A 21796-nucleotide genomic window follows, 5' to 3' on the forward strand; every position below is an offset into this window, starting at 1 on the left:
AGGCTTGCCTGCATGTCAGTGAAGAAGGCAGCTGCCGTCACCGCCGGTTCGTTGGTTGCCGGGATCGGCTATGCGTCCCTCATCGAGCGCAATGCGTTCGTGCTGCGGGAAGCGACCATGCCGGTACTGGCCCCGGGCTCGTCGCCCCTGCGCGTGCTGCATCTCTCCGATCTCCACATGCGTCCCAACCAGCGCCGCAAGCAGGCCTGGCTGCGTGATCTGGCTCGCCTTGAGCCCGACCTGGTGGTCAACACCGGCGACAATCTGGCCCACCCGAAGGCCGTGCCTGCCGTCGTGCAGTCATTGAGTGACCTGCTTTCGGCACCCGGCCTGTTCGTGTTCGGCAGCAACGACTATTTCGCGCCGCGGCTGAAGAACCCGCTGAACTACGTCACCAACCCGCAGCACCGGACGCACGGTGAGCCGCTGCCGTGGCAAGACCTGCGCGCGGCCTTCACCGAGCGTGGCTGGCTCGACATGACCCACATCCGCCGCGACATCGAGGTGGCCGGGCTGCACATCTCGGTGGCCGGCGTCGACGATCCGCATCTCAAGCGCGACCGTTACGACACCATCGCCGGCCGGGCCAACGGAGCGGCCAACCTGACACTCGGCCTCACCCACTCCCCCGAACCTCGGGTGCTGGACCGCTTCGCGGCCGACGGCTATCAGCTGGTGCTGGCCGGGCATACCCACGGCGGGCAGCTGTGCCTGCCGTTCTACGGGGCCATCGTCACCAACTGCGAGCTGGACCGGTCCCGGGCCAAGGGCGCCTCGAAGTGGGGATCGCACATGCAGCTGCATGTGTCGGCGGGCATCGGCACGTCGCCGTTCGCGCCCGTGCGGTTCTGCTGCCGCCCCGAGGCCACTCTGCTGACGCTGGTCGCGGCGCCGACCGGAGGCGGGCACGTCGGGATCAGGGCCGGGCAATCCAGCCCGACCGTCTCGGCCCGGTGAGCGAACCTGGCTGTACCGCGTCGCGCCCCCGGCCCCGCCGGTGGGTCGACAATGCGGTGCGGCTGATCGAGGCCGATTCCAAGCGCAGCGCCGACACCCATCTGCTGCGTTATCCGCTGCCCGCCGGGTGGCGCGAGGAAGTGGATGTCGCGCTGTATCTCAAGGACGAGTCCACCCACATCACCGGCAGCCTCAAGCACCGGCTGGCCCGTTCCCTGTTCCTGTACGGGTTGTGCAACGGCTGGATCGGTGAGGGCACCACGATCATCGAGGCGTCCTCGGGGTCGACGGCGGTGTCCGAGGCCTACTTCGCGGCGCTGCTCGGTCTGCCGTTCATCGCGGTGGTGCCCGCCTCGACCAGCGGATCGAAGATCGCGCTGATCGAAGCCCAGGGTGGCCGTTGCCATTTCGTCGCCGAGTCGTCGCAGGTGTATGCCGAGGCGCACAGGTTGGCCGAGGAGACCGGCGGGCATTACCTGGACCAGTTCACCAACGCCGAGCGGGCCACGGACTGGCGCGGCAACAACAACATCGCCGAGTCGATCTATGAGCAGATGCGCCTGGAACCGCATCCGGTCCCGGAGTGGATCGTGGTGGGGGCAGGCACCGGCGGCACCAGCGCGACGATCGGCCGCTACATCCGCTACCGCAGGCATGCCACGCAGCTGTGTGTCGTCGACCCGGAGAATTCGGCGTTCTTCCCCGGCTACGCACAGGGCCGCGACGACGTCGTCACTGGTGCGTCCTCACGTATCGAGGGCATCGGCAGGCCGCGGGTGGAGCCGTCGTTTCTGCCCGGGGTCGTCGATCGCATGATCGCCGTGCCCGACAGCGGGTCGGTGGCCGCGGCACACCACGCGAGCCGGGTGCTGGGTCGCCGGGTCGGGCCGTCGACGGGAACCAATCTTTGGGGCGCGTTCCAGCTGCTGGCCGAGATGGTCGCGCACGGCCGCAGCGGGTCGGTGGTGACCCTGCTGGCCGACAGCGGCGACCGCTACGCGGACACCTACTTCGATGCGGACTGGCTCAGCGCCCAGGGGCTGGACACCTCGGAGTCCTCCGAGGTGCTCTCGGAGTTCGAGCGGTCGGGCAGCTGGTCCTGATCGGTCTCGGCCGTCAGGAACAGCCACAACGCTGCCAGGGCGAAGAACCCCAGGTAGATGAAGGCGCCCAAGACGGTCATGAGTACTCCAGTCGATTCCGGTGATGTCATTGTGTAGAACACCACCGACACGCCTATTGCTTCCCGTTCCCGGGCAGTGACGTACGCCGCGGGGACCGTTTGGCTTTCGAGGTACCCGGTGCGATAGGCTGTCGAAGCTTCACGCGGGGTGTGGCGCAGCTTGGTAGCGCGCTTCGTTCGGGACGAAGAGGTCGTGGGTTCGAATCCCGCCACCCCGACTCGTGGGTTCACAGGTGAGAGGCCCTGACTGGATATCCAGTTCGGGGCCTTCTTGCTTGCGGCTTCCTTGGACGCCTGCTGCACCGGAAAGGTGTGGCGTCGACTCTCTCTTTAGGATCTGGGGTGAGACCCGACGCGCGACCCAGCATCTCAGACCGCGCAGATCTGAGGATTGCATGGCTGTTCCCGCCTCCAAAGGCGAGCTCCTCTCCGCGATCGAGAAGACCTTCACACAGCTCAGCGGCGACCTCGACCGAGTTCCACCCGAGGCCGCCCGAGAGCCTGTCCTAGAGGGGCACGTCAAGAGCACCATGATGAGTCCCGCGGACTTGGTGGCTTATTTGATCGGCTGGAATCAGCAAGTCCTCACCTGGCATCGTTGCCGCGCTGCGGGATTGCCCGACCAGCTCCCCGCCCCCGGAATCAAATGGAACGAACTCGGACTGCTCGCCCAGCGCTACTACGCCGAACACCAAAATGACAGCTGGGACAGCCTGCGCACTCAACTCGTTGACGCGAAGAACCGGATCGTCACGCTGATTCAGAGCTACTCCAACGACGATCTCTACGGCGAACCCTGGTATGGCAAATGGACCATGGGCCGCATGATCTCGTTCAACACCTCATCGCCGTACACCAATGCCCGCGGCCGCATCAGAGCCTGGCTCGCCACCCTCTGACATCGGACAGGCGTTTACCTGATCAGAACCAGCGGGCGTGCATCTGTTCCAGGAACTGCCGGGTCACCGGATACCCCGAGCGGTCGGCGATAACGCTGTCGATTCCGCATCGGGGACACAGGGCCGTCCGGCCACCGTCGGTCCAGTCGGCAATCTCACTGGGCGGATAGATAGCCAGGCAGTAGAAGCATCCACACCCGGCCGAATCGGCGAGTAACGCACTGTTGCGGCTGCTGTGCCGGTGAGCGTCGTCAACGTCACTCATGCGGATGGCCCTTCTTCCCGTGGCCCTTGCCATTCCCATGGCCGTTGCCGATCCCGGGACCCTGGTCCCCCTCGTCCTCGGGCACCGTCGGCGTGAACGTCGGGATGCTCGTCGCGGCAGGCACGGTCGGCTCGACAGAAGTGGTCACCGGCGTGACCGGCGCGCGCTGCGGCGGCGGGTCGGCGATCAGCAGGATGGCCGCGAGGATGACGCCTGCCAGAAGAGCCTTGAGCTCCTTGTCCTCACTCGGCCGCGGCCAGAATGGTCACCGCGGCGCATCCGGTGCCGAACAGCAGGTCAATGCACTGTTCGGCCAGGGTCGCGCGCCCAACGGGACCATCGAGCGAGCCATTGCGTTCGCCAAAGCTCAGCTGGGTGAGCCGTATCGTCTGGGCGCGAATGGTCCTGATGTCTGGGACTGCTCGTCGTTGGTCCAAAAGGCCTATGCGAGTGCGGGGGTTTCGTTGCCGCGCACGACATATGAGCAGATTGGTGTTGGTATGCCGGTGTCGCGCAGCGATATACGAGCCGGGGACATCATCCTGCAGAATTTCTCGGCGCCCGGCGTTCCTGAGCATGTGGCGCTGGCCGTATCGCCGACGATGCAGATTGAAGCGCCGAATTCGCGCGAGGTAGTGAAGTACTCGCCGATACCCTCGGGCCCCATCGTGGTCAAGCGGGTCGCCTGACACCGATCAGCCTCGGTCACTGGGCGCAGTGATCGGGCGGGATTCGATGGATTTTGGTGTGGTTGAGGGTGCTGGCCACCGTTAGTTTGGGGATACGCGATTGCGTTCGCCTGGGGCGGACGGGGAGGTAGACGGGGTGGCTGAGCAGCAAGAACCGGATCAGAACGCGACTTCAGGTGGGTCGCGGTGGCGGGGCCGCGGGCTGGGCTATGCAACTCGGGTGCAGGTGACCGCGCACCAGTTCAATGCGCGGCGTGCCGTCACGGCATTGACCCGCTGGTATGTCGGTATGGAGTCCGATCAGCATCGCAGGCAGTCGATGGCTCATCTGGCCGGTGCGACCGTCGTGGTGGTGATCTGCCTGGGTGCCTTGTTTTGGTCGTTTCTGCGGCCGGCGGGATCGGCGGGGCAGTCCAAGATCATTGCCGACCAGAACACGAACGCGCTGTATGTGCGGGTCGGCGACACCTTGCGTCCTGTTCTGAATCTGGCGTCGGCGCGGTTGATCGCGGGATCTGCGGACAACCCTGTGCGGGTCCGCAACAGTGAGATCGAGTCGCGGCCGCGGGGAACACTGGTGGGTATCCCCGGCGCACCGGACCAGCTGGCTGTGACCTCGCCGCCCAAATCGTCGTGGCTGGTGTGCGATGCGGTCACGAAGGCGTTCGGCGCCGGCGCCCCAGAGCCGGTGACGGTGACCGTGATTGACGGTCAGCCTGACCTATCTGACCGCCGGCGGGTGCTCGACCCGCAGGATGCGGTGCTGCTGCGCTATGACGACGGTGTGTGGCTGATCCGCGACGGCCGCCGCTCCAAGGTTGACCCGGCCCAGCGCCCAGTCCTGCTGGCGCTGGGGGTGAGCGCCGACAACATCTCCTCGGCGCGGCCGATGAGCAAAGCGTTGTTCGATGCGATCCCGGTCGGATCGGCTCTGTCGGTGCCGATGATTCCCAAACTCGGTGAGCCAGCGGGCTTTCCGAAGGCCCCGGGCCCGGTGGGAACGGTGGTGTCGACTCCGCAGGTCGGCGGTGACCTCACGTACTCGGTGGTGCTGGCCAACGGAATGCAGACCGTCTCGCCGGTGGTGGCGCAGATCTTGCAGAACGCGAACGGAACGGGCGCGGGGATGCCGGTCCTGGCCGGCCCCGCGCTCGCTGACCTTCCTGTCACCGACAGCTTGGATGTCTCGGCCTATCCGGATCAACGGTTGCGGCTGGTGGACACCGAGGCGAACCCGGCTACGTGTTGGTGGTGGCAGAAGACGATCGGGGAGGGCCGTGCGCAGACGTCGCTGGTGTCGGGCCCGACGGTGCCGATCGCGGCCGACAAAGTGGACAGGGTCGTGGCCAGAGCCAAGCCTGATCCGTCCGGCGCATTGGCCGACAAGGTGTACTTCGGGCCGGATGCGGCGAACTACGTGGCCTCCACGGGCAACGATCCCGCCGCGGCAACCGTGGAAACGCAGTGGTTCATCTCGGAGTGGGGTGCCCGTTTCGGGGTGCCCCGCGATCAGGAGACAGAGCGCGCGCTGGGATTTGGCACAGCGACCATCCCGGCTCCGTGGGTGGTTCTCAAGTTGTTGACGCTGGGCCCGGTGTTGTCGAAAGCGGATGCGGCGGTAACCCATGACATTTTGCCGACAGATCAGCAGCCAGGGGAATTGAGGCAGCCGAAGTGAAAAAGAGTTTTGGTCGCGAAACGGTTCTTGAGGCCCCGCGCAAAATCACGCCCAGGCAGATCAATCTGCTCGCTCCGTTGAAAGTACCTGTGCCCGAGGGCAAGCCGTGGTGGCTGGTCGTGGTGGCCATCGGCGTCATCGGCTTGGTCGGTGGCATCGTGGTGGTCTCGTTCGCTAGCGGTGCAAGAACCTTCAACGGGGTAGGTGCGCTGTTTCCGATCATGATGGTCGGCGGCATCATCGCGATGCTGTTCGGTAGCCGGTTCGGCGGGGGCAACCAGATGTCGCGAGGCAAGATGGATGCCCTACGCGCCCAGTTCATGGTGAAACTTGATGACCTGCGGCGCGACTCGGACCGGGCCGCAGATGATCTGGATGAGAACTTCCGCTGGTATCACCCGCCGACGTCGACGTTGGAAGCCGCACTCGGTGGACGCAGGATGTGGGAACGCAGCCCGGCCGGCCGCGATACCTGGTTCGGCGTCATTCGGGTGGGTGTGGGTATGACGTCGTTGAAGCAGGCGCAAGCGGTGTCCTTCGCCGAGCCGGCCGACATGCCCACCGATATCGAGATGGAGCCCGCGACCGGGGTTGCGCTGCAGGAGTTCGTTCGCGCCCAGCAGGTCACCTATGGAACACCGGCGTTGATTTCACTGCTCGTCGAGCCGGGTTGGCGGCTGGATGGCGATCGTGAGCGCGCGCTGGCGTTGATGCGGGCCATTGTGTGCCAGATGGTGTTCTCTCATGGGCCCGATCACCTGCAGCTGATCGCTGTCACCGATGACGTCGAGGAGTGGGATTGGCTCAAGTGGCTTCCCCATGTCGCCGACAACCGCGTCCAGGACGCCGCCGGCGGGTTGCGGATGGTCTACCCGTCGGTGCGGGACTTCTACGATGCGCAATACGGTGCTGTTCTGCAGGGCCGCGACCGGTTCAATCCGCGCCACGGCGCGGCCAAAGATCAGATCCAGCCGCTTCCGCACACGGTGATCATCAGCGACGTGTCCGATGGGTCCACGTGGAGCTCGTTGATCAACCCTGATGGTGTCGCGGGTGTCACGGTATTCGACCTACGCGGCGTGGTGCCCACGAGCGCAAATCCGCAGCGGCTGCTGCGGGTGAGTCCGACCGGCGATGTCGACGCGGTCCCGCGCGATCTCAACACCTTCGCCCCCGAACTCGACAACGAGCCGACATTCTTCGCCCGCGCCGACCAGATGAACCGGGAAGAGGCAGAGAATTTCGCGCTTGGCATGGCGCGGCAGCGGCTCTCTCAGGCGTACGAAATGATCGATGTCGCTGAGGATCCGAGCAACGGGCCGGCTCGCGACATCCTCAGCTACTACGACATTGATGACCCCGCGAACATCAACTTCAACGCGTTGTGGGGTTCGCGCAGAGACATCTTGTCCGAGGACCGGATGATCGCTCCGTATGGCACGCGAGCAGACACCGGGGAGCTGCTGACACTCGACATCAAGGAGACTGCCGCCGGCCCACACGGAATCATGGTCGGCACAACAGGGTCCGGCAAGACCGAGGGCCTGAAAACGTTCCTGCTCAGTTTGATTCTGGGTCACTCGCCGGAGATCTTGCAGCTGGTTCTGGCTGACTTCAAGGGCGGGGCTGGTGTGAAACCGTTTTTCGGTGCACCTCACGTGTCATGTGTGATGACCGACCTTGAAGATGACCAAACGCAGCTGGGCCGGTTCGTAGACGCCCTGTTCGGCGAGATCGCCCGACGCAAGAAGATGTGCGATGACATCAATGCCGGAGATGCGGAGGACTACAACCGCCGTCGAGCCGACGCGGCCCGCAACCCTAACGGTCCTCAGCTGGATCCGATGCCTCGATTGTTCGTTGTGGTCGACGAGTTCACCGAGGGCTTCAAGATGGACCCGAACTTGCCGGTCATCTTCGACCAGATCGTGCGCCAGGGCCGCTCGCTGTGGGTCCATCTTCTGCTGGCCAGCCAGGAAGTGGACTCCCGAGCTGACAAGCTGACGACCAACATTCGGTATCGGCTGGCTCTGCGAACCGACTCAACGGCCAGTGCAGCTGCGTCCGGAGTGCCGGCGTCGGCGAACCTGCCGAACAAGAAGGGACTGGGCTATCTGCGTGTCGGGCTGACGGACGATCTGACCAAGATTCAGTTCGAGTACATGTGGCGCGACTACCGCAAACCCGGCGCGGTCAAGGATGACGACGGCGATACCGATCTGTCGACGAGCTCGCTGGAATACTTTGAGCCGCAGCTGTTCACGGTGGCACCGATCATTGTCGACGAGCCCGCCGTGGACGAGGGTACGGCGCAGCTCGTCGAGACCGACATCCCGCCGTCGTCCTCTTCCGACGACGACAGCGCTATTCGTAAGCCCAAGGTCGGTGAAGTCATCATCGACCAGCTCCGCGCGATTCCGTTCGAACCCCATCGGTTGTTCGGTCCGCCGTTGGACAAGCCGAGCACGATCGACGAGGTCGTCGAGATGTATCTGGGCCGACCGTGGGACGAGCGCTACGCTGCCCAGCCCGACCTGGTGTTTCCGATCGGCGTCGTCGACAGACCGTTCAAGCAGGACCAGCAACCCCTATTGGCAGATGGCACAGGCAATTTGATGGTGCTGGGTGGACAGAGCTCAGGTAAGACCACCACGCTGGTGGACCTCATCTGCGCCGCGGCGATGACGCATACGCCAGAACAGGTGCAGTTCTACGTTCTGGCCTTGTCGGGCACCTCCCTGGCGGCGAGCGTGCGCGACTTCCCGCACGTGGGCCGGGTCGCGACCATGCTGGAAGAAGACGCCATTCGACGGACTGTGGCAGAACTTCTGGAGCTGCTTACCGTGCGTCGTCGCGGATTCCTCGAGTGGGGTGTGACCTCGATGGAGGAGTTCCGCAACCGCAAAGCCGCTGTGCGCCGGCAAGCGGGGGAGCAGGCCTCCGACGATCCGGTGGCCCAGGACCGGTTCGGCGATGTCTATTTGGTCATCGACAACTTCGCAGCCCTGACCGATCAGGCGTCGACATTCCGCGGCAAAGAGGTTCTCGTCGACGAGATCAACAAGTTGATCCGCGAAGGTGGCAGCTTCGGCATCCACGTGGTGGTGGCGGTGAGCAAGCCCCAGGAGTTGTCGCCCCAGATGCGTGACTTGTTCAACGAGGGTCGTATCGAGTTGAAGGCTGACGAGACGAACGTGCGGCTGGTGAAGTCCTCGGAAGCCAAGAAGGTTCCCAGTAACCGCCCGGGCCGCGGCATGGTTCAGCAGAACTATCTGCGAGAGGGGTGGGATGTGGTCGGCCTGCACACCATGATGGCGCGCCCAGCGTTGCGCGGAACTGGAGAGCGGGTGTTCGAAGCACAGAGCGTGGTGGCGAGGGTGTCCCAGCTGGCCGAGGGTTACCGGCCTGCCCCGCGTGTGCGCCAGCTTCCCAATCGCGTCGAGCTCGCGCAGCTGCGCAAGTCCGCCGCATCTCATAACCATGCTGGTGCGGTGTGGGCGGTCAACGAGTTCTCGCTGCCAGTGGGGTTGGATAACGCTCGCTCGCCGTTCCTGGTGGTCACGGGCAGCCGGCAATGTGGTCGCACGACGACATGTGCGGCGATCATGTCCGAGATCGGCCGGGTTTATGCGCCCGGTTCATCGAAAGCGGTGCGGGCTGCTGACGACACCCGGCCGTCGGCGCAGGTCTGGTTGATCAGTCCGAGTCGTGAGCTGCTGCGGGTGCTCGATGACAGCTATGTGGAGGTCTTCTCCTACCGCACCGACACCACTGGACAGCTGGCCGAACGTCTCAGCACGGTTTTGGCTGACCGGCTCCCGCAGGCTGACCTGGCGATGGATGCCACGTTCGAGAAGTCTTGGACGGGCCCGGAGATCTTCCTGGTGATCGACGATGCCGAGCGCCTGCCGGCGGGTTACAACCACGTGTTCACGCCGTTGATGGAGGCGGCGAACGCCGCCGAAGATGTCGGACTTCACATCATCTACAGCCGTCAATTCGGTGGCTGGATGAGCGTGGCGGGACGCGATCCCCTGCTAGCAACAATGATGCAAGCAAACGCAGATTTGCTGGTGATGGATTCCGATTCGGACGAAGGGTTCGTCCGCGGAAGGTGGAAAGGTCATCCGATGCCTCAAGGGCGCGGATTCTTGATGGGTACCGGCGGATCGGGATCATACGTGCAGGTGGGATGGGTTCCGGTGGGTACTGAGAATGGTTGATTTTGGCTACGGCGCAACCTGCAGACCGCCGTTATGCTGAGTCTCACATCGTGACGTCGGGAGGAAATTCATGTTTGTCAACACCAGTCCGGCAGCAATGCTGGCAACCGCCGGAGAACTGCAGGGACTCGGCTCGACCATGACGGCAGCCAATGGCGCCGTCGCCGCTCCGACCACCGGTGTTCTCCCGCCGGCGGCCGATCCCACCTCGGCGCTGCTTGCGCTGTCGTTCGCCACTCATGGCGGGGTGTACCAGGCGGCAGGTGGGGTGGCGACGGCGGTCAATGAGATGTTCGTGACCACGATGGGTGTGGGGGCCGGCAGCTATGAAGCCACCGAGGCCCTCAACGTTCTTGCGTCGATGTAGCAGCGGCGAACCTTCGATCTGACTAGCAGATGACTGATTACGGTGGTCTTCCTCCGGAGATCAACTCCGGCCGGATGTATGCCGGACCTGGTTCGGGCGCGATGGTCGCGGCCGCGACGGCCTGGCACACTCTGGCCGCGGAGCTGGGCAGTGTCGGCGCGGCTTATCAGGCTGTCGTCGATGCCCTGCTGACCACCTCCTGGCAGGGACCGTCGTCACTGTCGATGGCGACCGCGGCCGCACCGTACGTGACGTGGATCTTGGCCACCGCGGCACAGTCAGAGGCGGCAGGTCTGGCCGCAACTCAGGCCGCCGCGGTGTTCGAAACCGCCCGGGCAGGAGTGGTTCCACCAGCGGCGATCGAAGCCAACCGCAATGCCCTGCAGACCCTCATCGCCACCAACTTCATGGGCGTGAATAGCGGCGCGATCGCGGCCACCATCGCGGCATACGACGAGATGTGGGTGCAGGACGCCACGGTCCTCTACGGATATTCCGCGGACGCCGCGGGGGTGTCTAGTGGTCTGGCGGCGACGCCGTTCATCCCACCGCCTCCGAACACCAACCCGGCGGGCCTGGCCGCGCAGGGCTTGGCGGTCACAGAGGCGGGCGGGAAGGCGGCCGGCAACGCCAGCGAGAAAGTCGCCAACGCGAGCCTGCAAACCACCTCGATGCCAGGCAACATGGATGCCCAGTCCATGCTGTCCATGGGCCCACAGTTCATGAGCATGATTCCGCAAGCGCTGCAAGGGCTTTCCCAACCTGCGACCGCACCGCTGCAGAGCATGGGCCAGTTTCAATCGCTGCTGAGCCCGCTCATGGGGGCGATGAACAACCCCGGCTTGACCAGCGCCGTCAACGCCTCAGGCATCACCGCCGCGCCTACGGGCGCCCTTTCGGCGCTCAGCGGCGGGGGTGGGGGCCTGGTCAGCGGGGGCGCGGGTCCGGTGTCAGCGGCCCTTGGGCGCGGCGGCAGCATCGGTGGGCTGTCGGTGCCGGCGACGTGGGCGGCCGGCACCCAGAACGGTGCGACGACGAACACCACGGTGGTACCAGCGTCGGCGACCACACCGACCGGCGCGGTGCCAGCATCCGGGAGTACCGGCATGGCCGGCGCCCCGGTGGGTGCGATGGGAGGCCGTGACGGCCAGGGGGACGGCGGGCAGCCCCGCTACGGGTCGGTGGTACGGGTTCTGCCGGATCCGCGATGACGAGCAGGCAAACTCGATCCTATGTGATTGACACAAAGAGGGGGTCAAAGATTTTTCCAACCAATTTCTTTTGACCGTTGCAGTGGCATATCCCGCCACTAGACTTCGAATTGCGGACAGCAAACACGAATTTGAACTGCCATTTCCGACAAGGAGATACACATGAGCACGGTGGCAAACTTCCTCAGCGATCCCGCGGCGATGCGCGACTACGCCGGCCGGTTCCACGGAAACTCCCAGACGATCGACGCCGAGTCGAAGAAGGCCTGGGCTTCGGCGACCGGTATCGCCGGCGCAGGCTGGACGGGCAACGCCAATACGACGTCGACGGGGACGCTCGAAGAAATGATGCGGGCATTCCGCAACATCGTCGACATGACGCAGGGCGTCAGCGACAAGCTCAATCGCAGCGCCGACGAGTACGAACAGCGCGAGCACGAGTCGACGCAGATTCTGTCGAGCTAACGACAACCCGGCATCCCTGAGGAGAAATCAACCATGTCACAACCGATGAAGTACGGATTCGAAGATGTCGACCATCACGGCATGACCCTGGCCGCCCAGGCCGGGCAGTTGGAGGCGGTGCATCAGGCCATCCTGCGTGACGTCGAAGCGTCCGCGGAATTCTGGGGCGGCGCGGGCAGCAACGCCTACCAACAGTTCGTCACCGAGTTGGGCCGCAACTTCCAGACCATCTACCAGTCGCTGAGCGAGCACGGAAACAAGGTGCGCACAGCCGGCAACAACATGGCGCACACCGACAGCGCCGTCGGCGGTTCGTGGATCTAGGCCCACGCCCAACGACTCATCGCGGCGAGAAGCGGCGGCACCCTGCGACACGGGTGCCGCCGCTTTGCCGTATTAACGACATCGAGAAACGAGAGCAACAATGAGCGCGACACGCGAGTCTGCGGCCGACGTGACCGTCAACATGCCAGCCCTGTGGGTGCTGCAAGCGATGCTCGGAATCCCACGTCTGGCACCGGAATTGGAGGCGTGGCCCTACGGCGCCGCCCGCAGCGACGAGTGGCTCAACGGCCATCCCGCGGTCGAAGGCCTACGCGAGCAAGGCATGGTCGGCCCTGACGGACGTGTCATCGAATCACTGGCCCGGCGGCTTCGCGTTCTGGCAGTTCCCGACGTCGAGGTGGCAGTTCAGGTGGGCCCGGGCGCGCGGCAACAGTCCATTCCCGATCTCGACGATCCGAGCACATGGCGATCGATCCCGGACGGGGAGTTGAGGGTGGTGCTCGCTCGACAGGACGGACACTGGGTGTCGGCCGTTCGCGCTGGCGACGACGTGACGATCGACGACGTCGACGGCGGCGGTGATGCTCGATGGCTGGTCGGCCTGGTCGTCGGCCTGCTCGACACTGTGCATCCTTGTGGCCCGTCACGGATGACCGCGATCAATGTGCCGTTGGAGGAGATCCTGACGGCCGCCGCCGAACGAGCCGGGCTTGAAGCGGATTCGCCGCAGCGTGACACCGCGTTGCGCACCATGGGCGTGCGGGCGGCCGACCTCGCCGAGCTCGGCGAGCTCATGGATGCGCCGGCGGCCGAGGCGGTGCTGTATGCGCGGGCCTACGACGAAGCGGCAGTACACACCAGTTCCTCCACGCTGGACGTCCGCGACAGCGATGCTGGCAGGGTTGTGCTCTATCAGTTGCCCTCGGTCCGCGGGGCTGCGCAGGAATGGATGACGATCGCCCCGGGCAGCGCAGCCCAGATCGAGCAGGGGGTGAAGACGGTGCTGACAGGGGTGGGGGTTCGGTCATGGGAGACGCATCGCCGCGCATGACATGCGATCCGATAACAGCTGGTCATGGTGGACAAAGCACGATCGGGCAAATGGATCACGGAAAGTCACGGTTGACCGTCGCTAACCGGTATTTGCGGGCCATAGGATTGGTGCAGAGCCCGTCACAGTGAGCAATTGGGGTGGATTAAGAAATGGACAACCAGGATTTCGCAACGCGCTATTTCAGCGATCAAGCCGGTAGCAGCGACAGCGCGGACGAGGCGGCCGAGGGGAAGAAGGATCCGTTGACCGAACCCGCACTGCCTCCCGAGCCCGAGGTCAGCGAGCCCAGTCGGCCCGTTGTCGACGACCCGACGATCGTCGGCCCGATGCCTGCCGAGGTCGCTGAGGTGATCGCGCGGCACGCGGCTCAACCAGACGCGGCCCGACGAGCCGACCAACGGCAGAACGATGCTCCAGCGAGCCGGCATCTACCAGCGCCATCTGCCAATGCCGAGGCTGCCCAGTGGCAGTACCAGCAGCCCCCGGTGCAATATCAGCATCCGGGCCAGCACCAGCCCGTCAACGGGCAGCAGCCACAGGCGAATCAGAGCTCCCAGACCGGGCAACAGTGGCACGCACGACAGCCGTACCCCGATGCCCACGGTGTTGCGGTCTCACGGCCCGGAACCGACAGTGAATCCTCATCGCCGCTGCAGATCGCGAGTTGGGCGGCGGCCAGTGACGGATCACTGACGCCGGCCTGGGCCACCGAGGCAACCCGTCATCTTCGTCACGACGATCTGGTCAAGACCCGCCGGATACCACCCGAGGAAGGCTGGCGGCACGCGGTGTACGTCGGCAGCGGGCACGTAGTGAACCTCGGAGCGGGTCCGGCCGAACGCCTGCAGCTGGAGCGCCAAGCCCAGATCGCAGGCAACATTCCGGGCAACTACCAAGTCGCGGTGCTCTCGATCAAGGGCGGTGTCGGCAAGACACGCACGACGGCGGGGATCGGCACGGTGTTCGCGACGTACCGCAATGAGCCAGTCATCGCCATCGATGCCAATCCGACCTACGGGGCGCTCGGCCGCGTCGTCGATCCCCGCGCCACCTCGACCATCCGCGAGTACTTCGCCGACGGCGAGGAGATCGCGAAGCGCAACTACACCGACACCTATCCGCAGTCGCGCGCACGCACAGGCCAGAACCCGCAGGGCCTGGAAGTTCTTGCCGGAAACCAGAATGTAGCCAACCCGTTGGGGTTGACCTCGGACATGTTCAACACGACGCTCGCTCGTACACGCCGGTTCTATCAGCTGGCGTTGATCGACTGCGGCGCCAATGTCGAGCACCAGGTGATGCCCGCGGTGTTGCGTGCGGCCAACGCATTGGTGATCGTCGGAACGGCGAACTTCGACGGTGCCGCGGCAGCCGAACAGACCATCGACTGGCTCACCGCCAGGGGTAAGCATGACCTGCTCCGCCGGTCGGTGGTCGTGCTCAACGACGTATACGACTGCGCGGAAAAGAAATTCGTCACCGCCGTCACTCACTCGCTGGAACAGCGGGTCGGTGCGGTGAAGTTCGTTCCGTTCGACGAGCACCTTCGCGACGGGGCGGTCCTGGACTTCGATGCCCTACGCAAGCCAACTCGGTTGGCCTACACCGAAATTGCCGCATGGGTGGCGGAAGGCTTTCCCACTCCCGGTGGGGTGAGCCCCCGATGACGGCTGTGCAGCCACACGTAAGCGGGGTGGCGGCCGACCCGTCGCCTTCGGCCAACCGGGTCCAGGTGGCGTTGATGGTCGCCGACGTTCAGTTCGGGGTCGTGCTCGATGCGGTGGCCCCGGTGTCGCGACACATGTCGGCCCTAGTCGATCTGTCCAACCAGCGACTCGACCAGATCGGACGTCCCAAGCTGCAACCGGCCGGCGCGACCGACGGCAAAGGAAAGGTCGTGCGGGGCCGGTGGGCGCTGTGCTGGGTTGACGGCACCATGCTGCGGCCGTCGCGTTCACTGGCCGAGCAAGGCGTGGTCGACGGCACCAAACTGTGGCTGCAGTTCGTCGACGACACCGAATCCCGCACCCCGGTTATCGAGAATGTGACCACGGCCGCGGCGACCGAGCTGCGCCGCAACCGGCAGAAGATCACCCCGGGCCTGGCCGCCCGCATCGGTGTTGGGTTGCTGTCGGCGAGCGTGTTCGTGGTGCTGGCCGTGCTGGCGCGCTGGCGCTACGGCCACGACGGGTTTGTGCCGGCCGCGGCAGCGGCCATGGTTGCGCTGGCGCTCCTGGTGTCCGCAACCGTGCTGGCGATGCGGGCCGGGGTGACGCGGCGGGCGCTCGTCGAAGACGACTCGTCGGATCGGCACGCGTGGTCGGAATGGCAGACCGAGGTCGCCGTGGCCGACACGTTACGGCTCACTGGCTGTGCTGCTGCAGCTGTCGCGGCTGCTCTGGTGGTGCCCGGTCCGCTTGGGGCTCCTCACGGTGCGCTGGGGGCCACGGTGGCGCTGGCCGCCGCAGCACTGACGTTGCGGTACACGGGCCGTCACATCTCGTTGTGCACGGCGGTGATCGTTCTTGGGCTGGTGGCGTTGGTGACCGGGGCGGTGCGGATGCTGTTGGTGACATCGGCTCCGGTGCTGCTGGCCAGTGTGCTTCTGGTGGCCATGGTCGGGATGAAAGTCACCCCGGGCCTGGCCCGTATTGCTGGCAAGATCCGGTTGCCGGTCATGCCGCCTCCAGGCCGGCCGTGGGTGTTTGAGACTCGGCCGTATCTGCCCAGTGAGGTCGTGGTGGTCGTGGGGGGCCGTCCGGTGCTGGAAGGCCCGGAGTCGGTACAGCAGGTGGCGCGCAACACCGAACGGTCCCGGGTCTACATCACGGGCATGTTGATGGCCTTCAGCATTCTTCTGGTGATCGCTTGCCTGGGGCTATGCGATCCACAGGCTCCCCGGCGGTGGCTGATGGTGGCGCTGGCCGGTGTAGTGGCCGCTGCGGTGCTGCTTCACGGCCGGTCCTACACCGATCGGTGGCAGTCGTCGATCCTCGCAGTGACCGCCGTGACAATCATCGTGGTGGTGGCGCTGCGCTACGTCTTGCAGCTGTGGTCGCTTCCCGCACTGCTCGTCGGATGCGGGCTGATCGTGGCGCTTCCGACCGTCGGCCTGATCGCCGCCGTGATTGTCCCGCGCAGCACCTACACGCCGGTGTTCGAACAGTTCGTGGAATGGATTGAGTACCTCCTGCTGGCGGCGGTGTGGCCGCTGGCGTTCTGGGCGATGGAAGTGTTCTCTGCGATCAGGTACCGCTCATGAACCGCCTTCTGGCGCCGATGGTTTCAGCCGTCGCCGCGATGAGTTTGGTGGCCACCTCCACGCTGTGGGGTGCGCCGACCGCCTGGGCGATCGAACCGCCCAGCGTCGACCCGGGCGCGTTGCCGCCTGACGGTCCGCCCGGGCCGCCAGAACCGATGCGCCAGGGCGCCTACTGCACCCGTGTGGCCACGCTTCCCGACACCGACTACAGGGTGCAGCCGCGTTACATGGACATGCTCAATCTGCCCGAGGCGTGGCGGTGGGGGCGCGGCGCCGGCGTCAAGGTCGCCGTGATCGACACCGGCGTCAGCCCACATCCTCGCCTGCCCAACCTCATCGGCGGGGGCGACTACGTCATGGAGGGCGGTGACGGTCTGTCGGACTGCGATGCGCACGGCACGTGGGTGGCATCGCTGATCGCCGCGGCACCGATGGACGGCAAGACCCCCTTGCCGCCGCCGCGCCAGCCCCGCCGGCCGGACACGGTTCCGACGAGCGAAGCGCCGCCGCCGCCACCGCCGCCGCAAACGGTGATCGTGCAAGTCCCATCACCACCACCTCCGCCGCCGCCGGCGCCTGCTGGCCCGCCCCCGCCAGGGGAACCGGGTATCGCGCCGTCTGCCTGGCAGCCGACAGGCACGACCCTGCGGGTGCAAGCGGTGAGCAACCGATTCAACATCCCGCAAGAACCGGTCGACGATATCGAGGTGCCGGCCGAGCCAGCCCCGCCGCCGCCACCACCACTGCCGCCGGCCGACGGATTCTCCGGTGTGGCACCGGATGTGGAGCTCATCTCGATCCGGCAGTCCTCAAAAGCGTTCAGCCCCAAGGATGCATTCAGCGGCGATCAGGATCCGGCCACGCGGAAGAAGGCCGGCGACATCCAGACGATGGCTCGCGCGGTCCGTCACGCCGCGGACATGGGCGCCCAGGTGATCAACATCAGTGCGGTGTCGTGCATGAACGCGTTGAATGTGATCGACCAGGGTGCGCTGGGTGCCGCCCTGCGCTACGCCGCGGTGGAGAAGAACGCGGTGATTGTGGCCGCTGCCGGCAATACCGGGTCGGGTGGCAACACTGACTGCGAGCAGAACCCGCAGTACAACCCGATGACACCGGATGATCCGCGCAACTGGGGCCAGGTCAAGACCGTGGTGACGCCGGCGTGGTTCGACCAGTACGTCCTGACGGTCGGGGCGGTGGACTCCGCGGGCAATCCGTTGACCGATCTCAGCGTCGCGGGCCCGTGGGTGGGTCTCGCCGCTCCCGGCACCGACGTTGTCAGCCTCTCGCCCCGCGACGACGGGCTGATCAACGCCACGGAAGGCCGCGACAACGCCATGGTGGCGCCGGCCGGCACGTCGTTCTCCGCGGCGATCGTGTCCGGTGTCGCGGCGCTGGTGCGAGCCAAATTCCCGGAGCTCACAGCTCATCAGGTGATCAATCGGCTCATCAGTACGGCTCGGCCGCCGGCCCGCGGCGTCGACAACCAGGTCGGTCACGGCATCGTCGATCCGGTCGCCGCACTGACGTGGGACTTGAAGGATCCGGGCGCTCGCGTTGGGCCGGAACGTCTTTCGTCGCCACTGTTCATCCCGCCTGCTCCGCCACCGCGGAACATGACACCGGTGTGGGTCGCTCTCGGCGGGATCGGTGGCGTGCTCGCACTGTGCGTGATCACTGTGGGGTTGACCGCGATGCGATCGAGGAGGGTCCGATGAAGCCGATGTTCGCACTCGGTGTGCGGGCGAGCTGGGCGCGGCTGGCCGTGGCGTTCCTCGCCGCTGTAGTGGTTCTGGCAGGGGTCTCCTCGACCCTGGCCGGTCCGGCCGCGGTGTGGGTGTCGATCGGGGTCGCCGTGGTGGTGGTCGCCGCTGTCCTGCTGACGTGGCGTCACGAGCATGTGTTGACCCTGGTCGGTCGTCTCCTGCGGCGACGGCCGGCGACGGGGTTGCTGGCGGTGACTGAGGCCGCTGATCACACGACGCAGTGGCCTCCGACGTCGGCGGCGGTGCGTGCCCACGGCGCAGAGCTGATCGCGGTGGTTGCGGTGGACGGGCGCTCACACACTCCGTCGGTGCTTGACCACAACCGCGTGCAATCACCGGCCAGTCTGCCGATCGCGGTTGTCGCCGAGGCCCTGCGGCAGTTCGATGTGACGCTGTCGGGGATTGACGTGCTCAGCGTCGGTCGGCGCCGGGCACCCAACCAGCACCACCCCTATGCGGCGACCTACTCGAGGAAGGTGGGCGATCACGGTGCGATGGGCAGTCGCCGCACCGTCTGCGTGCTGCGGATGAACAGCCATGACAACGTCGACGCGGTCCGGTGCCGAGAATCTGTGGCCGCCACGTTGACTGCATGTGCGCAGCGGTTAGCGGCCGAGCTGACCGCTCAGCACTGCCCTGCCCGGGTGGTCGATGCCGCCGAGCTCGCCGACATCGACACCGTATTGGGCTCCGGCATTGGCGAACCGTCGCGCCCGGGCTGGACGGGCCTGCATCATGATGGCGGCTCCGTCACTGCGTATTGGGTGTCCCCGCAGGACATTTCGAGCGAGACGCTCGACCGGGTCTGGGTTTCCGACTGCGACTACACCGCCACCGCCCTGCAGCTGCGGCCCGGACCGGACCAGTCCACCGAGGTCGGGCTGTTGGTGCGCTACGCCACCGGAGGTCCGCTACGCGAACCACCCATCCTTGGCCTCAACCCTCTGTCGGGGCGGCATGACCTGGGTGTGCGCGCCAGCGTGGCCGACGCGCCCACACCGCGTCTGAGAGTTCCCCATCGGCTCCTGCGCGCCGGCGAGGATCTGCGGGCACCTATCGGCTCGACGGGCGTCATCATCGGTTCCACCATGAGCGGGCACCTGCTGCTGGTCAGCCTCGCCAACGCGGTACCCGCATCAACGGCCAGCGTCACGGTGGCCAGTGAAGTCGCCCAGATGCTGCAACTGGCGATGAGCCACGCGGCGATCGGCTACCAGGTATTGGTGCGTTCGTCGCGACCGGACATGTGGCGCGATGCCACCGGCGCAGGTTTGCATGTCGTTCCCGGCCTGCCACCGAAACTGCCCAACAACGGCGACGGGGTGATGGTGATCTACGACGATCCGCGCTCCTCGGCAGGATCCAGCGCGGCCCGCGCTGCCGCCGGCCCGCGCGCTGCCATCACGGTACGGTTGGTGCCGGCGCGGACCGCCAGCGTCGCTGACGTTCACCTGGAACAGGACTCGGAAAATACGTGCGTCCTGCGCACCGCTGAGTTCACTCACCGGTTGAACTCCGACCTGAGCACCGAGCGGAATCTGATCCGGACACAGAAGCGGGGGCGGGTGGCCTGATGACCGTGGCGAACATGCAGAGCGCAGAGGCGGCCCGTCAGGCGCTCACCCGAGGGCTGTTGGCCTCGGGCGTGAGTGTGAACAACATGATGCCCAGTAACAATCCCGAGGTGGCGGCCAAGTCTTTCCGGATCGCCACCGACACCGACCCGTCGATGTGTGACGCCTGGCTGGCGCGCATCCACGCCGGCGACGACTCGGCCAAGACATTGGCGGGAGCCTGCGAGGCACGGTCAACGTTCGGGTGGGAATTTCAGCGTCTCGGTATCTTGCAGTCCTCTTTCTGCCCAATGGTTTTCGATGGACTGTTCGTGAGTCTGGAGATCACCTCCCGCGATTCCTTGCTGACCGGCTATGCGACGGCGCTGGCCCGCGAAGGCCGCTACGCCGATGCCAGCGAGGTGCTCGACGAGTTGTCGCCGACCGATCCGTTCGACGCCGACCTGCACGCCTACGCACAAGGGGTGCTGCATTTCCAGGCCAAACGATGGCCCGACGTCCTGCGGTTCTTCACCGTCGACAAGGTCTGGCGCAAACCGGTCTACGGCGCCGCGGCCGCAGCGATGGCCAGCACGGCGCTGGCCTCATTGGGGGTGTTCGAGGACGCCTATCGCCGAGCTCAAACGGCGATCGACAACGAACTGGTGCCGCACGCGGCCACGATCGCGCTCTACACCCAGGCCATGTGTCTGCGCCATCTGGGCAAGCACGACGACGCTGCGCAGCTCTTGCGGCGCGTGTACGCACGCGACCCGAAGTTCGCACCCGCACGCCAGGCGCAAGACGACAAGGACCGCCGGCTCACGATCACCAACCCTGAAACGATCGAAGCTCGTACCGACCCGTGGGATCCGAACACCGAACCCACCCCAGAGACCGAGCAGGCCGACCAGCAAGCCGAGTTGCTTGCCGAGGCTGAGGCCGAACTGGACAGGCAGATCGGCCTGGTCGAGGTCAAGCGGCAGGTGCACAAGCTGCGGGCATCTGCGAAGGTCAACAAGGTTCGGGAGGAGCGTGGTCTGCCGCTGATCGTCCGCAGTCACCACATGGCGTTCACCGGGCCACCCGGGACCGGTAAGACCACCATCGCCCGTGTGGTGGCCAACATCTATTGCGGCCTGGGGATTCTGCCCACGCCGAAAGTCGTTGAGGCCAAACGCGCTGACTTCGTCGCCGGCTATCTCGGGCAGACCGCCGAGAAAACCGACAAGAAGATCGACGAGGCCTTGGGTGGGGTGTTGTTCATCGACGAGGCCTACACGCTGATCCAGGAAGGCCTGTCGGGCGGGGACGCCTTCGGCAAGGAGGCTGTCGACACACTCCTTGCCCGCATGGAGAACGATCGGCATCGGCTCATGGTGATTATCGCCGGCTATGACGACGAGATCGACCGCTTTCTGGCGTCCAACGAAGGTCTGGGAAGCCGGGTACCGCGGCGGATCCGGTTCGCGTCCTACATCCCGACCGAGCTGGGTGCGATCGCGGCTTCCATAGCGGCCCAGAAAGAGTCGACCATCGACCCGGTGGCCAGCGAGCTTCTGGAGCGGGTGTGCGCCAAGCTGGCCGAGCACCAGGTGGAGACAATCGACTCCGACGGGCAACCCGGTAAACCGCGGCGTGTTCTCGACGTCGCCGGCAACGGCCGCTTCATTCGCAACGTGATCGAGGAGAGCTTCGACGAGCAGATGCTGCGTATCGCCGAAGAACTCGACACCGGCGAGGTCGATGACACGACCATGACCACTATCACCGAGCGCGATATCGCCGCGGCTTTGCGAACAGTTCTGGCCACCGCTGTCCCGGGGGCCGTCGATCTCGACTCGGTCATTTCGACCACAGCCTGACCCATTCCGAGCCGCAGACACCGCCCGCTCATGTCGCCAGCGCCACACCTGTTGGCAGGGCTGTTTCACAG

General features: G+C 65.6%; 17 protein-coding genes and 1 tRNA gene. 17 read left to right on the top strand and 1 reads right to left on the bottom strand.

Annotation, left to right across the window (positions count from 1 at the left end; all coding sequences use genetic code 11):
• Positions 1 to 12 precede the first annotated feature (12 nt).
• The 4 genes from EH231_RS20295 to EH231_RS20310 all read left to right on the top strand — a co-directional run bounded on the left by EH231_RS20295 (position 13) and on the right by EH231_RS20310 (position 3039).
• Positions 13 to 957 (top strand): metallophosphoesterase, encoded by a 945-nt coding sequence (locus EH231_RS20295; RefSeq protein WP_044521072.1) that lies wholly within the window; start codon positions 13 to 15, stop codon positions 955 to 957.
• Complete coding sequence (cds1, locus tag EH231_RS20300; protein WP_090430302.1) at positions 954 to 2060, top strand: L-cysteine desulfhydrase Cds1; 1107 nt, start codon at positions 954 to 956, stop codon at positions 2058 to 2060. Before EH231_RS20295 ends, cds1 begins: the two co-directional genes overlap by 4 nt.
• 224 nt (positions 2061 to 2284) lie before the next feature.
• Positions 2285 to 2358 (top strand) — tRNA-Pro (locus EH231_RS20305).
• Between the two features lie 177 nt (positions 2359 to 2535).
• Entirely contained in the window at positions 2536 to 3039 is a 504-nt protein-coding gene (locus tag EH231_RS20310; protein ID WP_124713173.1) for a ClbS/DfsB family four-helix bundle protein, read from the top strand.
• Positions 3040 to 3061: 22 nt separating this feature from the next.
• Here EH231_RS20310 and EH231_RS20315 read toward each other — a convergent pair whose 3' ends face one another.
• The gene (locus EH231_RS20315) at positions 3062 to 3304 is read right to left on the bottom strand and encodes a cytoplasmic protein (protein WP_090430299.1); all 243 of its coding nucleotides are present in this window, start codon (positions 3302 to 3304) and stop codon (positions 3062 to 3064) included.
• Between the two features lie 92 nt (positions 3305 to 3396).
• On the opposite strand from EH231_RS20315, the gene EH231_RS20325 reads away from it, so the two are divergent.
• From EH231_RS20325 to eccA, 13 genes are all read left to right on the top strand, one after another.
• On the top strand, positions 3397 to 3993 hold the full coding sequence (locus EH231_RS20325) for a C40 family peptidase (protein ID WP_124713174.1): 597 nt from the start codon (positions 3397 to 3399) through the stop codon (positions 3991 to 3993).
• 136 nt (positions 3994 to 4129) lie between these two features.
• Positions 4130 to 5671: a type VII secretion protein EccB gene (gene eccB / locus EH231_RS20330; RefSeq protein ID WP_124713175.1), complete on the top strand. Its 1542-nt coding sequence runs from the start codon at positions 4130 to 4132 to the stop codon at positions 5669 to 5671.
• Positions 5668 to 9894: a type VII secretion protein EccCa gene (gene eccCa / locus EH231_RS20335; protein WP_124713176.1), complete on the top strand. Its 4227-nt coding sequence runs from the start codon at positions 5668 to 5670 to the stop codon at positions 9892 to 9894. Before eccB ends, eccCa begins: the two co-directional genes overlap by 4 nt.
• Before the next feature lie 70 nt (positions 9895 to 9964).
• The gene (locus EH231_RS20340) at positions 9965 to 10261 is read left to right on the top strand and encodes a PE family protein (protein WP_124713177.1); all 297 of its coding nucleotides are present in this window, start codon (positions 9965 to 9967) and stop codon (positions 10259 to 10261) included.
• Positions 10262 to 10290: 29 nt separating this feature from the next.
• Positions 10291 to 11472 (top strand): PPE family protein, encoded by a 1182-nt coding sequence (locus tag EH231_RS20345; protein WP_124713178.1) that lies wholly within the window; start codon positions 10291 to 10293, stop codon positions 11470 to 11472.
• Positions 11473 to 11634: 162 nt separating this feature from the next.
• A complete protein-coding gene (locus EH231_RS20350; RefSeq protein ID WP_064880088.1) occupies positions 11635 to 11937 on the top strand; it encodes a WXG100 family type VII secretion target in 303 nt (100 codons plus the stop codon).
• A gap of 33 nt (positions 11938 to 11970) precedes the next feature.
• Positions 11971 to 12261 (top strand): WXG100 family type VII secretion target, encoded by a 291-nt coding sequence (locus tag EH231_RS20355; protein WP_082941557.1) that lies wholly within the window; start codon positions 11971 to 11973, stop codon positions 12259 to 12261.
• A 100-nt stretch (positions 12262 to 12361) separates the two neighbouring features.
• Positions 12362 to 13273, top strand: coding sequence for an ESX secretion-associated protein EspG (locus tag EH231_RS20360; protein ID WP_124713179.1), 912 nt, complete (start codon positions 12362 to 12364; stop codon positions 13271 to 13273).
• Between the two features lie 152 nt (positions 13274 to 13425).
• Positions 13426 to 14943 (top strand): nucleotide-binding protein, encoded by a 1518-nt coding sequence (locus tag EH231_RS20365; RefSeq protein WP_124713180.1) that lies wholly within the window; start codon positions 13426 to 13428, stop codon positions 14941 to 14943.
• Positions 14940 to 16538 carry a type VII secretion integral membrane protein EccD gene (gene eccD / locus EH231_RS20370; RefSeq protein WP_124713181.1) on the top strand — a complete coding sequence of 533 codons (1599 nt, stop codon included), beginning with the start codon at positions 14940 to 14942 and terminating at the stop codon, positions 16536 to 16538. Before EH231_RS20365 ends, eccD begins: the two co-directional genes overlap by 4 nt.
• On the top strand, positions 16535 to 18259 hold the full coding sequence (gene mycP, locus EH231_RS20375; RefSeq protein ID WP_124713182.1) for a type VII secretion-associated serine protease mycosin: 1725 nt from the start codon (positions 16535 to 16537) through the stop codon (positions 18257 to 18259). Before eccD ends, mycP begins: the two co-directional genes overlap by 4 nt.
• A complete protein-coding gene (gene eccE / locus EH231_RS20380; protein WP_124713183.1) occupies positions 18256 to 19881 on the top strand; it encodes a type VII secretion protein EccE in 1626 nt (541 codons plus the stop codon). Before mycP ends, eccE begins: the two co-directional genes overlap by 4 nt.
• Positions 19881 to 21725, top strand: coding sequence for a type VII secretion AAA-ATPase EccA (eccA, locus tag EH231_RS20385; protein ID WP_124713184.1), 1845 nt, complete (start codon positions 19881 to 19883; stop codon positions 21723 to 21725). The genes eccE and eccA overlap by 1 nt, the downstream gene beginning before the upstream one ends.
• Positions 21726 to 21796: the final 71 nt, after the last annotated feature.

This window comes from Mycolicibacterium nivoides (genome assembly GCF_003855255.1).
Taxonomy (GTDB): domain Bacteria; phylum Actinomycetota; class Actinomycetes; order Mycobacteriales; family Mycobacteriaceae; genus Mycobacterium; species Mycobacterium nivoides.

Bases quoted from the DNA above. Each gene is read 5' to 3' on its own strand.
- EH231_RS20295 (WP_044521072.1), top strand. From the start codon at position 13: ATGTCAGTGAAGAAGGCAGCTGCCGTCACCGCCGGTTCGTTGGTTGCC.
- eccE (WP_124713183.1), top strand. From the start codon at position 18,256: ATGAAGCCGATGTTCGCACTCGGTGTGCGGGCGAGCTGGGCGCGGCTG.
- EH231_RS20340 (WP_124713177.1), top strand. From the start codon at position 9,965: ATGTTTGTCAACACCAGTCCGGCAGCAATGCTGGCAACCGCCGGAGAA.
- EH231_RS20345 (WP_124713178.1), top strand. From the start codon at position 10,291: ATGACTGATTACGGTGGTCTTCCTCCGGAGATCAACTCCGGCCGGATG.
- mycP (WP_124713182.1), top strand. From the start codon at position 16,535: ATGAACCGCCTTCTGGCGCCGATGGTTTCAGCCGTCGCCGCGATGAGT.
- eccA (WP_124713184.1), top strand. From the start codon at position 19,881: ATGACCGTGGCGAACATGCAGAGCGCAGAGGCGGCCCGTCAGGCGCTC.
- EH231_RS20360 (WP_124713179.1), top strand. From the start codon at position 12,362: ATGAGCGCGACACGCGAGTCTGCGGCCGACGTGACCGTCAACATGCCA.
- eccD (WP_124713181.1), top strand. From the start codon at position 14,940: ATGACGGCTGTGCAGCCACACGTAAGCGGGGTGGCGGCCGACCCGTCG.
- EH231_RS20355 (WP_082941557.1), top strand. From the start codon at position 11,971: ATGTCACAACCGATGAAGTACGGATTCGAAGATGTCGACCATCACGGC.
- EH231_RS20365 (WP_124713180.1), top strand. From the start codon at position 13,426: ATGGACAACCAGGATTTCGCAACGCGCTATTTCAGCGATCAAGCCGGT.
- EH231_RS20350 (WP_064880088.1), top strand. From the start codon at position 11,635: ATGAGCACGGTGGCAAACTTCCTCAGCGATCCCGCGGCGATGCGCGAC.
- EH231_RS20315 (WP_090430299.1), bottom strand. From the start codon at position 3,304: ATGAGTGACGTTGACGACGCTCACCGGCACAGCAGCCGCAACAGTGCG.
- EH231_RS20310 (WP_124713173.1), top strand. From the start codon at position 2,536: ATGGCTGTTCCCGCCTCCAAAGGCGAGCTCCTCTCCGCGATCGAGAAG.